13 protein-coding genes are annotated in these 13021 nt (G+C 57.9%); 3 read left to right on the top strand and 10 right to left on the bottom strand.

Features of this window, described 5'->3' with window-relative positions; genetic code table 11:
• Positions 1 to 538: 538 nt before the first annotated feature.
• From KSP9073_RS11560 to KSP9073_RS11545, 4 genes are read right to left on the bottom strand one after another with little or no spacing between them, the layout of a single operon-like run.
• On the bottom strand, positions 539 to 1432 hold the full coding sequence (locus tag KSP9073_RS11560; RefSeq protein WP_108843114.1) for a metal ABC transporter permease: 894 nt from the start codon (positions 1430 to 1432) through the stop codon (positions 539 to 541).
• Complete coding sequence (locus tag KSP9073_RS11555; protein WP_108843113.1) at positions 1429 to 2307, bottom strand: metal ABC transporter permease; 879 nt, start codon at positions 2305 to 2307, stop codon at positions 1429 to 1431. The genes KSP9073_RS11560 and KSP9073_RS11555 overlap by 4 nt, the downstream gene beginning before the upstream one ends.
• Positions 2304 to 3107, bottom strand: coding sequence for a metal ABC transporter ATP-binding protein (locus KSP9073_RS11550; protein ID WP_207771463.1), 804 nt, complete (start codon positions 3105 to 3107; stop codon positions 2304 to 2306). The genes KSP9073_RS11555 and KSP9073_RS11550 overlap by 4 nt, the downstream gene beginning before the upstream one ends.
• Positions 3100 to 4044, bottom strand: coding sequence for a metal ABC transporter substrate-binding protein (locus KSP9073_RS11545; protein ID WP_108843111.1), 945 nt, complete (start codon positions 4042 to 4044; stop codon positions 3100 to 3102). Before KSP9073_RS11545 ends, KSP9073_RS11550 begins: the two co-directional genes overlap by 8 nt.
• Before the next feature lie 180 nt (positions 4045 to 4224).
• Between KSP9073_RS11545 and KSP9073_RS11540 the strand changes: the two genes are divergently transcribed.
• Both KSP9073_RS11540 and KSP9073_RS11535 read left to right on the top strand, forming a co-directional pair.
• The gene (locus tag KSP9073_RS11540) at positions 4225 to 4887 is read left to right on the top strand and encodes a DUF1007 family protein (protein WP_108843110.1); all 663 of its coding nucleotides are present in this window, start codon (positions 4225 to 4227) and stop codon (positions 4885 to 4887) included.
• A gap of 83 nt (positions 4888 to 4970) precedes the next feature.
• Positions 4971 to 5903 (top strand): nickel/cobalt transporter, encoded by a 933-nt coding sequence (locus KSP9073_RS11535; RefSeq protein ID WP_108843109.1) that lies wholly within the window; start codon positions 4971 to 4973, stop codon positions 5901 to 5903.
• Between the two features lie 13 nt (positions 5904 to 5916).
• Here the strand turns inward: KSP9073_RS11535 and KSP9073_RS11530 are convergent, their stop codons facing one another.
• Both KSP9073_RS11530 and KSP9073_RS11525 read right to left on the bottom strand, forming a co-directional pair.
• Entirely contained in the window at positions 5917 to 6489 is a 573-nt protein-coding gene (locus KSP9073_RS11530; protein WP_108843108.1) for a fasciclin domain-containing protein, read from the bottom strand.
• Between the two features lie 68 nt (positions 6490 to 6557).
• Entirely contained in the window at positions 6558 to 7697 is a 1140-nt protein-coding gene (locus tag KSP9073_RS11525; RefSeq protein WP_108843107.1) for a GNAT family N-acetyltransferase, read from the bottom strand.
• Between the two features lie 189 nt (positions 7698 to 7886).
• On the opposite strand from KSP9073_RS11525, the gene pncB reads away from it, so the two are divergent.
• Entirely contained in the window at positions 7887 to 9053 is a 1167-nt protein-coding gene (gene pncB, locus KSP9073_RS11520; RefSeq protein ID WP_108843401.1) for a nicotinate phosphoribosyltransferase, read from the top strand.
• A 105-nt stretch (positions 9054 to 9158) separates the two neighbouring features.
• Here pncB and KSP9073_RS11515 read toward each other — a convergent pair whose 3' ends face one another.
• The 4 genes from KSP9073_RS11515 to gap form a co-directional block, all read right to left on the bottom strand.
• Positions 9159 to 9998, bottom strand: a complete 840-nt coding sequence (locus KSP9073_RS11515; RefSeq protein ID WP_108843106.1) for a dienelactone hydrolase family protein — start codon at positions 9996 to 9998, stop codon at positions 9159 to 9161.
• Positions 9999 to 10165: 167 nt separating this feature from the next.
• On the bottom strand, positions 10166 to 10486 hold the full coding sequence (locus tag KSP9073_RS11510; RefSeq protein WP_133241017.1) for a hypothetical protein: 321 nt from the start codon (positions 10484 to 10486) through the stop codon (positions 10166 to 10168).
• 240 nt (positions 10487 to 10726) lie between these two features.
• A complete protein-coding gene (locus tag KSP9073_RS11505) occupies positions 10727 to 11407 on the bottom strand; it encodes a haloacid dehalogenase type II (RefSeq protein ID WP_108843104.1) in 681 nt (226 codons plus the stop codon).
• Between the two features lie 123 nt (positions 11408 to 11530).
• Complete coding sequence (gene gap, locus KSP9073_RS11500) at positions 11531 to 12532, bottom strand: type I glyceraldehyde-3-phosphate dehydrogenase (RefSeq protein WP_108843103.1); 1002 nt, start codon at positions 12530 to 12532, stop codon at positions 11531 to 11533.
• Positions 12533 to 13021 lie beyond the last annotated feature (489 nt).

The following is a 13021-nucleotide window of genomic DNA, read 5'->3' as shown; positions in this document are numbered from 1 at the left end:
GAAGTGCGCTGACGCCGAAATGTCTCGAGCCATGAAGCGTACAGCTGACAGCCCTGAAGGGCGCCGACGCTTTTGGGCGGCACCACATGATGGACGCTGTACAAATATCGTCTTTACCGACACTCCATGTCGACAAACGATCGCTTATGGTCGGCTGTGCATCCGGCACCACCGCTACCTGATAAATCCATCAGAAAAATGGGGCCGGAACATCACGACGAGCCGGAACCATGAGCAAGATATAGCGTGAACTGACAGTAGCGTCAAAGTCCTTTTAAAGGCACTGTCAGCAATTTTGTAACTTTTATAAACAAGTTAATCTGGATTAAAAATACTGACCAAAGAAACGCTGTTTACGCCATATCGCTGAACAATTACTGCATCTTTTCAGACAATCAGATTTTGTTCATGAGCCTTATAAAAGTGGTTCATCCTCATCGATATCGCAAGGGTGCATGTTCTGCTGGAACGCCACGAGTTCATCAATTCGATGGCCCTGCGCGCTCAATGGGCAGTGCCGTGGACTGAAGGCCCGTCTCTACTCACGAGCGGCCGCCCTGTCAGCGCGAATGGCGTGCCAAAGGCGCCTTTTCTGAAAAACCACCCCGCGACCTGGCGCCAACAGAAAGGCCAGCAAAAACAGGAAGGCCTGAATGAGCACGATCACACCGCCCGTCTCGACATCCACGTGAAAGCTCACCATCACGCCTGCAAACACGGAAAGCCAGGTGCTTGCCGAGGCCACCATCATCATCGCGGCCAGTCGGCGCGTCAGCAAAAAGGCCGTGCAGCCGGGCGTCACCAGCATGGCAACGACCAGCACAACCCCCACGGCCTGAAGTGCCATGACGGTGGCCAGCGTCAGCAACACCGTCAGCAAAAGCTGCAGTCTTTGAGTATCAAGGCCCACTACCTGCGCGTGCTGAGGATCAAAGCAGTAGAGGCGAAGATCACTGAATTTCAGCGCCACAACGCTCAGCACGACAATGCCGGTAACGATGAGCTGATAGCGCGTTGAAGCTTCGATTCCCAATAGATTCCCCAGCAGGATGTGCATGAAGTGCACATCAGAGGGCACCATGGCCACCAGTACCATGCCCAGCGCCAGAAAACCGGTAAAGGCAATGCCCAGCACGGCATCGGGGCGAATACGACAGTGCCGCTCGATCATCCCGGCCCCCAGCAGGCAGCACAGGGCACTGCCAAGTGCACCGATCACCATGGGAATCCCGGCCAGCCAGGCCAGCACGATGCCAGGCACCACGGCATGCGAGGCGGCGTCACCGACCAGCGACCAGCCCTTCAGCACGATCAGACACGACAGCACGGCGCAGACGGTGCCCACCAACAGGCCCATCCACAGTGCCTGACGCATGAAGTCCAGCGTCAGCGGCAAAAAAAACAGCGCCAGCGTTTCACTCAGCGAACTCATGACGCCTCCTCGTCAGCGCCTGCCGACGCAGAACGTCGTCGCTGAGCCAAAAGCCCGTGACGCGGTGCCAGCACCAGAATGACCAGAAAGCACAGCGTTTGCAGCAGCACGATGGTGCCACCCACCGAGCTGTCCATGAAATAGCTCGACCAGCTGCCCGTAAAGGCACAAGCCGCACCGATCAGCGGTGCCAACCACAGCATGTGACCAAAACGATCCGTAAGCAGCCAGGCACAGGCACCGGGCGTAATCAGCATCGCCACCACCAGCAGTGCCCCCACGGCCTGCAACGCCCCAACGGTCATCAATGAGAGCATCGATAGCAACAGCACATTGAGCCAGACGGTATTCAGGCCCATGACCCGGGCGTGACCTTCGTCAAAGCAGTACAGCATCAGGTCCTTCCAGCGCAGCGACAGTGCGACGATACAGACCAGCGAAATGATGATCAGCTGAATGGTCTCGCTGTCGCCGATGCCCAGCAGGTTGCCGAAAAGAATGGTGGTGAGCTGTACGCCTCCCGGATTGAGTGAGATCAGCACCAGCCCCAGCGCCAGAAAGGCAGAGAAGACCACGCCAATGGCGGCATCACTTTTCAGAGCGCTTTGCCCCTTTATCAGCCCGATACCGCCGACGGCCATCAAGGCGCTGATAAAGGCTGCCGGGGCAAACGGCAGACCCAGCGTATAGGCAATGGCAATACCCGGCACCACGGCATGAGACAGGGCGTCTCCCAGAAGGGACCAGCCCTTGAGCACTACATAGCAGGACAGCCAGCCGCATACCGCCCCGATCAGTGTGCCGACCAGAATGCCGCGCGTCATGAACTGATAATCAAACGGCGCAAGCAGCAGGGCGAACGGATCACTGCTCATGACAGGCTCCATGACGGTACGCTGGTATCGGCATGGACCGCCGACAACACCGTCTCGGCCATGACGTCGCCGAAAGTGGCGGTCAGGTGGGACTGGTTAAAGGTCGTGGACACCGGCCCGAAAGCGATGAGTCGCCTTGAAACCATGGCGACGTGATCGCAGTACTGCGGCACATTGGACAGTGCATGCGTCACGATCAACACGGTCACGCCTTCATCGCGTAGCCCGCGGATCAGCGCCATGATGCCCTGCTCGGTATGGGCATCCACGCCGGTAAAGGGCTCATCAAGCACCAGAATACGGCTTCCCTGGGCCAGTGCCCGTGCCAGAAACACGCGCTTTTTCTGCCCTCCCGACAGCATGCCGATCTGGCGCTGTGCCAAGTCAGTAATCTCCATACGGGCCATCGCCTCTTCCACACAGCGCCGATCAGTTGCCGAAGGAATGCGCAGCCAGTTCATCTGGCCCTGGCGCCCCATCATCACCACATCGCGCACCGACACCGGAAACTGCCAGTCCACCTCTTCGGCCTGGGGCACATAGGCGACCAGATTTTGCTTCTGGGCGTGACGCACGGTCATCCCCAGAAGCTGCACCCGGCCACTGGTCGGGCGCGTAAATCCTAAAATGGTTCGACACAGGGTGGACTTGCCGCTGCCATTGGGGCCGATCAGGGCACAGATACTGGCCCTCGGCAGGGCCAGAGAAATGTCCTGGATCCCCAAATGTCCGTCGGGGTAGCGCACACTGGTGCGTGAGACGTCGATGACCGGGCCGTCATATGAATGTGGATTACTCAAGGCCAAATCCCTTTTGTATCTGTCGGGCGTTATAACGCAGAAGGGTTTCATAATCAGGGACCGGACCCTCGCTGCGCGACAGCGAATCGACATACAGCACGCCGCCATAACGTGCACCGGTTTCAGACGTCACCTGCTTCATGGCCCGGTCGTTGACGGTACTTTCGCAAAAGGTCACCGGCACTTGATCGGCGTTGAGGTCATCAATCAAGCGGCGCACCTGCTGCGGGCTGCCTTCCTGCTCGGCGTTGACCGCCCAGAGATAGCGCTCGCGAAAGCCATACGCCCGGGTCAGGTAGGAAAAGGCCCCTTCACAGGTGGCCAGCGTTCGCTGCGCGTCGGGAATACGGCCAAAGGCGCTTGTGAGCTCGCGGTCCAGCGCTTCAAGTCGCTCGCTGTAGGCCCGGGCGTTACGGTCGTAGATTTCTGCCTGAGCCGGGTCCAGCGCCACCAGCGCCTGGCGAATGTTCTCGACGTAGATCAAACCATTTCCGGGTGTCATCCAGGCATGCGGGTTGGGTCGTCCCTGGTAGGGCCCCTCACCAAGATCAATGGGCTCGATGCCTTCGGTCAAAACGGCCGTGGGCACCTTTTCCATCCCCTGATAAAAACGCTGAAACCAGCGTTCAAGCCCCATGCCGTTATATAAAATGAGATCGGCCTGCCGGGCCTTGAGGATATCGCGCGGGGTAGGCGCATATTCATGAATCTCGGCGCCAGGCGGCACAATGGAGATCACCTCCAGTTCGTCGCCGGCTACCTGACGGGCCATGTCCGCCATGATTGTAAAGCTTGCTACTACCGTCTTGCGCTCCTGGGCAAGCGTTGCACCGGACATCAGCATCAGCGCCGGCACCATCCAGACCGCCATGCCCCAAACCGCTGACCACCGGTGGCGAGCCGTCGTCATCGTGGCCGCGTTCCCCTCTTCTATCATGACGAATCTCCGCTGGCGGTATTGTCATGAAATCCTATTTAACCGCGGTTAAAAAAGAAACCCCGAGTTGCTTAACTTATCCTGATGAACCACGGCCGGCCATAAAGGTTATCTCTCGCAACCCCTGCACAGCTGGGGCAACATGCCGTTTCGGTCACTGGAAGAGACAAGCGTGTGCTCATGAATTCCCGGCGTTTCTGGCGAGTATCTGCCCTGCTGACAGGCGGCATTATGTGGTTGGGGACCACATCGGCCATGGCGCACCCCCACGGATGGATCGATTACCGCGTCACGGTCATGGTCGATGATCAGCAGCGGGTCACGGCACTTGAGCAATCATGGAAGATGGACCCGTTTCAGAGTCTGACCATGGTAGAGGGTCTGGAAGGCGTGACGGGCGGCGAGAGCATGGCGCAACGTCTGGATGCCCTTGGTCATGAGATCGCGGCCAATCTGGCCACCCAGCATTACCTGACTCATGTCTATGACGGCGAGCAGGAGCTGGCCTTGGGGCATATCGAGGACTACACCACCCGGCTGAATGACAACCGGGTCGAGTTTTCCTTCATTGTGACGCTGGCCGAGCCGCAGCCACTGAGCGATGCGCTGCACTGGCAGGTCTATGACGGCACCTACTTCATCGAATTTTTGTACGACGATCAGACCGAGCAACCCATTGAACTGGTCAATGCGCCCTCACAGTGCCATGGCGAGGTCGTACACGCCGACCCTGACCCGGCGGTCGTGGCTGGCGTATCCGCCATTGATGTGACCGGCGATGCTCCCGATGGCATTGGCAAACTTTTCTCGGACACCGGAGTGATCAAGTGCCAGAAACCCTGAAGCCTGTCTGGATAACGCTGGCCGTGTTCACAGTGACCGCATTACTGTTCTCAATCATTGACCATGGAATCTGGCAGTCACTAATGGCAGACATCATTGCCTGGCAGCGCACGCTGCATCGGGGACTGGCGAGCGCCATGATGGCGCTTTCCCAACGTGAAGAGGCAGGAGACTGGTGGGATCTTATGGCGCTGAGCCTGGGCTATGGTGTCTTTCACGCTCTGGGACCCGGCCACGGCAAGGCGGTGGTCGCTACCTACCTGCTGACCCATCGTGCGGCGCTTAAACGAGGGCTGATCATGACCGCCAGCGCCGCACTGCTTCAGGGGGTGGTGGCCATTGTCATCGTCACGGTGCTGGTACTGGGGTTTGGCTGGCTGACACGGGAAGCCATGGCAAGCACCGCCATGGTCGAAAAGGCAAGCTTTGTTGCCGTCGCGGCACTGGGGCTCTGGCTCATGATTCGTGCCGGTCGCGGTCTCCATGGGCTCCGGCGCCAGACCTCCTCGTATTCCTCCCCCATGGGCACCCTGCAACCGACTGCCTTGAAGCTCACTCCGTCACACTCTTCTGATGCCCGCGTCATGACACCGTTGAACCATGTCAGCAGCGGCTCCTGTCACTGTGGTCGGACCCATCACATTGACCCCATGACCAGTGGCCGACACTGGCGCGAAATGACAGCGGCAATTCTGTCGATCGGCCTTCGCCCGTGTAGCGGGGCCGTCATGGTGCTTGGCGTGGCCGCCATGCTGGGCTTCTGGTGGGCCGGTGTGCTGGCGGTACTGGCCATGTCACTGGGCACGGCGCTTTCGACCTCCCTGCTGGCCGCCGCGACAGTGCTTGCCCGCCGCCACATGGCGCATCTTTTTCAACACACCCGCGGGCAGTGGCCTTCAGGAGCAGGATATCTTCTTGCCCTGCTGGGCGGAGCACTCATCACGCTTTTAGGAACTGCTCTGCTGATGAATGCCCCTGACGCGTCCCTCTCACCCCTGATGCGAGGACCGCTGTAGAGCTGCGTTGCAATCAGGAATCCGGGCGCAGACCAGTGGCATCCCAGGGGATCAGTACGCCCTCGATGGGATGGACAATACCGTTATGAGCTCGGGTCTCTTCTCGCTCAACAGGAATGTCGTTGACCTGATACCTGCCGTCCTGCACGTCCAGGCTGAGCTGACCCGTCAGGGCCTGAGGGCGGCCCAGCGCCTTGAACTCGCTGGCCGGCACAATACCCGGCAGCAGATGATATTTGAGTACCTTTCTCAGCCACTCTTCATGTTCACCACCCAGCAGCGCCTGGCGCTCGCTTTCCGGCAGTCGGGCAAAGGCCTCATCGGTCGGTGCAAAAATGGTGTAGGGCCCGCCGTCGCTGAGCATGTCGCTCATGCCGGCCTCATCAACGGCCTTCAAAAGCGTAGTGAAATCGCCGTTGGCCTTGAGCGTTTCCAGAAGCGTCCGGTTTTCGTGCTCGGTACGATCTCCCGGTTGCTGCTGAGGTGTCTCCTGCTTTTCTGGCTGGGCCTGCACCATCGGTGCCATGCTCCCGCCCGCCAGCGCCAGACAGGCCGCCATCCACATACTGCGATACAAGGTTTTCATTATTTCTCCACGACATGAATACAGGAAATCGGTCGCCACCGAGGATCATCGGTGTGCACGCCAAACGATCAGGGCTCGCGTCGAAAGGGCAACATGGTGGCCGCTTCAAGACGCATCTGCGCCATGGCAGTGTCTTCTCGCCCCAGAAACTCCGCTACGGCATCACGAAACCCGTCATGGGCCAGCCAGTGCAGTGAGCGCGTGGCAATCGGCTCAAAGCCCCGGGCAATCTTGTGCTCTCCCTGGGTGCCCGGATCAAACCGTGACAGCCCGGCGGCCAGGCAGTGCTCGATGCCCTGATAGTAGCAGGCTTCGAAATGCAGGCAGCTGGCCTCGACCTCGCTGCCCCAGTAACGTCCATAGAGCGTAGTCGACCCGCGCAGACACAGCGCTGCGGCCACGGGTCGCGTTGTCTCATCCAGCGCCTGGATCAATACCAGAGCATCGGGCATGTCCTGCAGCAAACGGTAAAAGAAATTGATATCCAGATAGCCGCGCTGGCCGTGCTCCATATAGGTGATCTGATAGCAGCGATAAAAGTGCTCGATGGCCGTACGGTCGATCTCGCGCCCCACCAGACGTCGCATGCTCAGTCCCTGCTCGGCCACGCGGCGCCGCTCCCGGCGCACTTCCTTGCGCCGTTTCGAGGTCATTGCCCCCAGAAACCCTTCGAAGTCGCCATAGTCACGATCAAACCAGTGATACTGCATGCCGCTGCGCTCCAGCAGCTCGGGCCAGCGCTGGCGCCATTGATGCGCCAGGCCCGCTTCCGGAAACAGCAGATGCCATGACAACAGTCCCGCACTCTCTAGATGCTCGGCCATTGCTGTCAGAGCATCATCGCTATCGATGTCGTCGGCGAGCAGCAGGCGCGGACCGGTCGCAGGGGTAAAGGGAATGGCGCTCAACTGCTTGGGATAGTACTCGCCGCCGGCCCGCTCCCAGGCATCGGCCCATTGCCAGTCAAAGACATACTCACCCCGGGAGTGATCCTTGAGATAGCGCGGCATGGCGCCGACCAGCCGGTCGCCCTGCCATATCGTCAGATGATGCGGGGTCCAGCCGGTGCCCGCACAGACGGCCCCGGTCACTTCCAGTGCGTTGAGAAACTCATGACGCACGAAGGGATAGTCCGAACCTGCCAGCGCATTCCATTGCTGCGCATCGATGCCGGCCATTGCACCGATATCGCGAATATCGAGACTCATGGCGCTTCTCCAGCCAGATACATGATAGGGGTAGCGGTAAAGGATAGTGACAGGGATAAAGAATAGAAGGTCCTGACGTGCCGGGGTCAGGTCTTGTGTCAATGCTTCGGGATGGAGTCAGCGCAGCGGCTGCGCTATGCTGTCAAGCTATCTTTTAAATGGCCATCAACAGAGATGCCGACCCGCTCAATGCTGCATTCGATCCTTGATAATGACTTCTACAAGTTCACCATGCAAAACGCCGTGGTGAAACTGTTTCCCAACGCTCATGCACGCTACAGCTTCATCAATCGTGGCGAGCATGCCTTCCCGCCCGGCTTCGGTGAACGGCTCAGGGAGCAGGTAGATGCCATGGCCGCACTACGGCTGACCAGCGAAGAGCGCCATTTTCTGGAGGTCACCTGCCCCTATCTCGATCCGACCTATCATGATTTTCTGGAGGGCTTTCGTTACAAGCCTCATGAGATCACCATTGATCAGCAGGGCGAGGTGCTCAACGTCACTATCGAGGGACTGTGGTATCGCACCATTCTCTGGGAAGTGCCGCTGATGACCCTGATCAGCCAGATCTGGTACGAGATGCTCGACGAACAGCGTGACAGCGATGAACTGGTTGCTCAGCGCACGCGTGAAAAGATCGAGCATTACGGCGAACTGGGCGTGCGCATTGCCGAGTTTGGCACCCGCAGGCGTCACTCCTACGCGGTGCACGACCTGGTGGTCAGCACGCTCAAGCGCTACGGCGGCAGCACCTTTACCGGTACCAGCAACGTGCACATGGCCCATCGCCACGGGGTCAAGCCGCTGGGCACCCATGCCCATGAATGGTTCATGTTCCACGCCGCCCGTTTCGGCTTCAAGATGGCCAATACGCTGGCGCTGGAAAACTGGGTTGAGGTCTATCGCGGTGATCTGGGCATTGCGCTGTCGGATACCTTTACCACGCAGGTCTTTTTCGAAGGCTTTGACAAGATGTTTGCCAAGCTCTTCGACGGGATTCGCCATGACAGCGGTGATCCGATCGAATTCGCCAAGGCCACCATCGATCATTACGAACATTACGGCATCGATCCGCGCAGCAAGACCATCATTTTTTCCGATGCGCTCGATACCCACAAGGTCGAGAAAATCACCCGCTTTTGTGAAGGGCGCATTGGCATGTCGTTCGGCATCGGCACCAATTTCACCAATGATGTCGGCCTCAAGCCGATGAACATGGTGGTCAAGATGACCGAAACCCGCCCCGAAGGGGACCAGTGGCTGCCGGTCGTCAAACTCTCCGACATCCGCGCCAAAAACACCGGCGACCCGGGCATGATCCATCTGGCACGACGCATTCTGTCTCTGCCGCAGTAGGCGCTCTGCTCGCTCCCCCCAGCCCATTTGCAAAAGAGGGCCGGCACGACAAATGTCGTGCCGGCCCTCTTTTATAGGTAAGCATTTTTTCCCGCCTGATACCGCTTACTTGGCGCTGGGCAGTGGTGCGGCAAACACCTTGTTGAAGACATTCAACATGACCTGCCAGCTGGCAGCGTCGGCCGCTGCGTTATAGGCCAGGGGCAGGCCAAACTCTTTTGCCTTTGCATCGGCAGAAGGATTGGTAAAGGCATGCATGGCGTTGGGGTACTGAATCAACGTGGCGTCAGTTTCCACACTCTCAAAGGTATTGAGCAGCGACTCAAGCGCTGACTGCGTCACCATCTGATCATCCAGGCCATTCTGGATGATGACCCGTCCATCAAAGTGGCTGGGGGTGTCCACCACCTGCCCGGGACTGCCGTGAAAACTGACCGCTGCCTTGAAGGGCATGCCATCAAGTGCGGCATTGAGTGCGATACCACCGCCGAAACAGTAGCCGATGATGGCCATACGCGAGGCATCCACCCCCTGCTTGTCCTTGAGGGTATCGATGGCCATTTCAAGATTATGGCGAGCACCGGGCCAATCGCTCATGACGGCCTTTGAAAAGCTCCCGGCCTCATCAGGATGTGTGGCCGTTTTGCCACTGCCATACATGTCGACGGCAAAGGCCACATAGCCCAGCGCTGCAAGCTGCTCGGTACGATGTCGAATATAGTCACTCAGCCCCCACCATTCATGGACCACCAACACAAGTGGGCGCTTGCCCTCCTTTTCGGTGTCCTGTGCCAGATAGCCGGTGTATTGCTCACCGTCCACGCTATAGGTCAGTGTCTGTGTTTCAACCTTTGGCCCCATTCGCCCCAGAGTGCCTTCATCCCCCCAGGTATTGACGCTGGCCAGCATTAACCCCATGCCGAGTCCCAGAAACATGGTTCTCATGAAATTCCCCTGTGCTGTTATAAATTCGTCATGTGACGTCATTGTTGTTATCAGTATAAGAAGACTTAACGCATGCTGACATTATTGTATTGATGGCCATCATGAGAAAAGGGGCTTCGCCATCGCTGGCGAAGCCCCTTTTCAGGAACAGGAATCTGCAGAATAACTCAGGCGCGACGCTGCTCGGCGAGAAGAACCGGTGCCTTTTCAGAATCCTGCTCGACGACGGTCTCGGTCGACGAGGTTTTTTGCGTCTGTGCCGCGTCCCGCGCAAGGCTTGCCCGGACAAGATCACGAAGCTGATCGCAGGTGATGATGATGCGCTCGGCGCGGGGCTGGCCCTGCCAGATCACATCGATGACCGGATGCTCCCGCGTCTGATCGATACCAACGATACGCCCCTGCCGCTCCCGACGTGCATCCCTCAGTGTCGATCCCAGAAGCTGATGCACACCGCTGACACATTGTTTCCTGGATACATATGGCATGGCTGGCTGACCTGTTGCTGCCATTGAACGGCAGTCATTTCGGCTGCATTGCTGCACGCAGACAGATGATTCAAGGTTGACAATTTATTTGATTTAGAGCGCGACCTTAACATAACCAACTGATCAGAACACAGGTTATTTGTCAATTAAATTGTCGCCTTACGGCGACACCTGCACGCTTTCTGCCCGGTTGATTCCAGAACATCAGGACACCATCAACGTCCCGATCATGACCTGATATCAACGCATGCCTGCAAGCTTATCGGCCAGCTCATCCAGTTTGTCGACTTCAAGATTGGGCGCCAGTGACGGGTCTTCTATCAGGGCAGTTCGGTCACGATGGATCCAGGCAGCCTTCATGCCCGCATGGCGCGCGCCCTGAATATCCCAGTTATTGCTCGAGACCAGCCAGGCATTGTCATGGGCCACCTTCATGCGGCGTGACAAATGGTGATAGACCACCGGGTCGGGCTTGAAGCGCTTGATGTCGTCGACACTGACCAGCGCGTCAAAATGATGGGCCAGTCCTGCATGTTCCAGCACCTGCTGCATGGCCTTTTCCGTGCCGTTGGAGAACGCCACACAGCGATAGCCGGCAGCGACCAGAGAGGCCAGCGCGCCATCCACTTCCTCAAAGGCGGGCAGGCGGGAATAGGCCGCCATCCAGTCATCCCGAGTGGCCTGGTCTACTTCAAGCTCATGCGCGGCAATGGCAACATCCAGCGCATCGCGTGTACACACCGAAAACTCGACGTAGCGTCCCATGAGACCACGGCGAAAGGAGAGCTGCAGCTGACTGGCACGCCACTGCGCAGCCACACTTTCAGCCTGATCCTGCAGCGTGGGGCGCAGCACCTCGGCCATGGCGTTCGGATTGATCAATGTGCCGTAAACATCAAAGGCCAGTAGTGTTTGTGTCATGTCTCCTCCTTGAGAACGATGATGGGTCAAAAAAGGACGCCCGAGGGCGTCCTTTGATATCGCGATACTACGATAGTGGTGCAACAGTATTAGTGGTAGTGCAACAGTACTGCGAGAAACGAATTAGAGGGTTTTGCCCATCGCCAGCGCCGTGTCCAGCATACGGTTGGAGAAGCCCCACTCGTTGTCGTACCAGGACATGACCTTGACCAGCCGGCCGTTGACACGCGTATGGTTGGTGTCAAAGGTCGAAGAGCTCGGGTTATGGTTGAAGTCGATCGAGACCAGTGGCTTCTCATTGATGTTCAACACATCCGATTTAGCGGCAGCATCGCGCATGATCTGATTGATCTCGTCACGGCTGGTATCGCGTGAAGCCGTGAAGGTCAGATCCACGACCGAAACGTTGATCACCGGCACGCGAATGGCAAAACCGTCCAGCTTGCCATCAAGCTCGGGCAGCACCTTGGCGACGGCCGAGGCAGCACCGGTCTTGGTCGGAATCATGGACTGGGTCGCGCTGCGGGCACGGAACGGGTCGGAGTGATAAACGTCCGACAGGTTCTGATCGTTGGTGTAGGCGTGAATGGTGTTCATCAGGCCGGTCTCGATACCCACGGTATCGTTAAGGGCCTTGGCCACCGGCGCCAGGCAGTTGGTGGTGCATGAAGCGTTGGAAACCACCGTGTGACCGGCTTCCAGTACCTGCTCATTGACCCCGAACACGATGGTGGCGTCAGCATCACCGCTCGGACCGGAGATCAGAACACGCTTGGCACCGGCTTCGATATGCTTGGCCGCGGCTTCGCGCTTGGTAAAGATGCCCGTGCATTCCATGACCAGATCGATGTTCAGATCGCCCCACGGAAGTTTGGACGGATCACGCTCGGAGAGAATGCGAACACGGTCGCCGTTGACGGTAAAACTTTCATCGTCATGCGTGATTTCAGCATTGAAATGGCCGTGCGTGGTGTCATTTTCCAGCAGTAGCGCATTCAGCGCCGGGTCGCCCAGATCATTGATGGCCACGACTTCGATACGGTCACGATAACCACTTTCATACAGCGCACGAAAGGTGTTACGACCGATACGTCCGAACCCGTTGATTGCGACACGAAGCGTCATGTTTTCTCCTCCTGCGATATTGGATAAAGCTCATCACCGACAGGTTAATGAGCCGCAATTCTCTCGGTTTTCGGCCCCTGAATGTCTAACGTGGGGTCATTTTTTCTGACCTCAATGGCCCTGTTGTAAAGCACTGCCCGTGCGGGTGCCCGTACTGGCGCCAACGAACACCCGTTTTTTCATCTGGTGTCATGTGATGTCCGGACAAGTCTGGCCCGGGAAGATCAATTACGCCAGAGTCTGGCCCGATCAAGTCGCTGAATGTTTGCCTGACCGGAGCGCCATTGGCCATAACATGACACGTCTTTCGCCCATAAAGGAGGTGAATCGTGTCAAACAAGGCGCAACCCGGTAAAGTCCTGACTATATGACATGCTTTATCCTGTGTGACTACCTCGCGTCAGCGTGTTGCCCTGATGACTGATATTCTGGCGGCATCGATGAGCAGGATTTGTTTCAAAGACTTATAGAACTTCAGGAGTATCATCC

This window comes from Kushneria phyllosphaerae, from assembly GCF_900312995.1.
In the GTDB taxonomy this organism is placed as follows: domain Bacteria; phylum Pseudomonadota; class Gammaproteobacteria; order Pseudomonadales; family Halomonadaceae; genus Kushneria; species Kushneria phyllosphaerae.
Note: the sequence above shows the minus strand (reverse complement) of the source record. Positions and strands in the feature narration are given on the sequence as shown.

Coding starts and splice junctions, on each gene's coding strand:
- KSP9073_RS11505 (WP_108843104.1), bottom strand. CDS start 11,407: ATGACACAAACACTACTGGCCTTTGATGTTTACGGCACATTGATCAAT.
- KSP9073_RS11535 (WP_108843109.1), top strand. CDS start 4,971: ATGGCAGACATCATTGCCTGGCAGCGCACGCTGCATCGGGGACTGGCG.
- KSP9073_RS11515 (WP_108843106.1), bottom strand. CDS start 9,998: ATGAGAACCATGTTTCTGGGACTCGGCATGGGGTTAATGCTGGCCAGC.
- KSP9073_RS11530 (WP_108843108.1), bottom strand. CDS start 6,489: ATGAAAACCTTGTATCGCAGTATGTGGATGGCGGCCTGTCTGGCGCTG.
- KSP9073_RS11555 (WP_108843113.1), bottom strand. CDS start 2,307: ATGAGCAGTGATCCGTTCGCCCTGCTGCTTGCGCCGTTTGATTATCAG.
- KSP9073_RS11540 (WP_108843110.1), top strand. CDS start 4,225: ATGAATTCCCGGCGTTTCTGGCGAGTATCTGCCCTGCTGACAGGCGGC.
- KSP9073_RS11525 (WP_108843107.1), bottom strand. CDS start 7,697: ATGAGTCTCGATATTCGCGATATCGGTGCAATGGCCGGCATCGATGCG.
- gap (WP_108843103.1), bottom strand. CDS start 12,532: ATGACGCTTCGTGTCGCAATCAACGGGTTCGGACGTATCGGTCGTAAC.
- KSP9073_RS11510 (WP_133241017.1), bottom strand. CDS start 10,486: ATGCCATATGTATCCAGGAAACAATGTGTCAGCGGTGTGCATCAGCTT.
- pncB (WP_108843401.1), top strand. CDS start 7,887: ATGCTGCATTCGATCCTTGATAATGACTTCTACAAGTTCACCATGCAA.
- KSP9073_RS11545 (WP_108843111.1), bottom strand. CDS start 4,044: ATGATAGAAGAGGGGAACGCGGCCACGATGACGACGGCTCGCCACCGG.
- KSP9073_RS11560 (WP_108843114.1), bottom strand. CDS start 1,432: ATGAGTTCGCTGAGTGAAACGCTGGCGCTGTTTTTTTTGCCGCTGACG.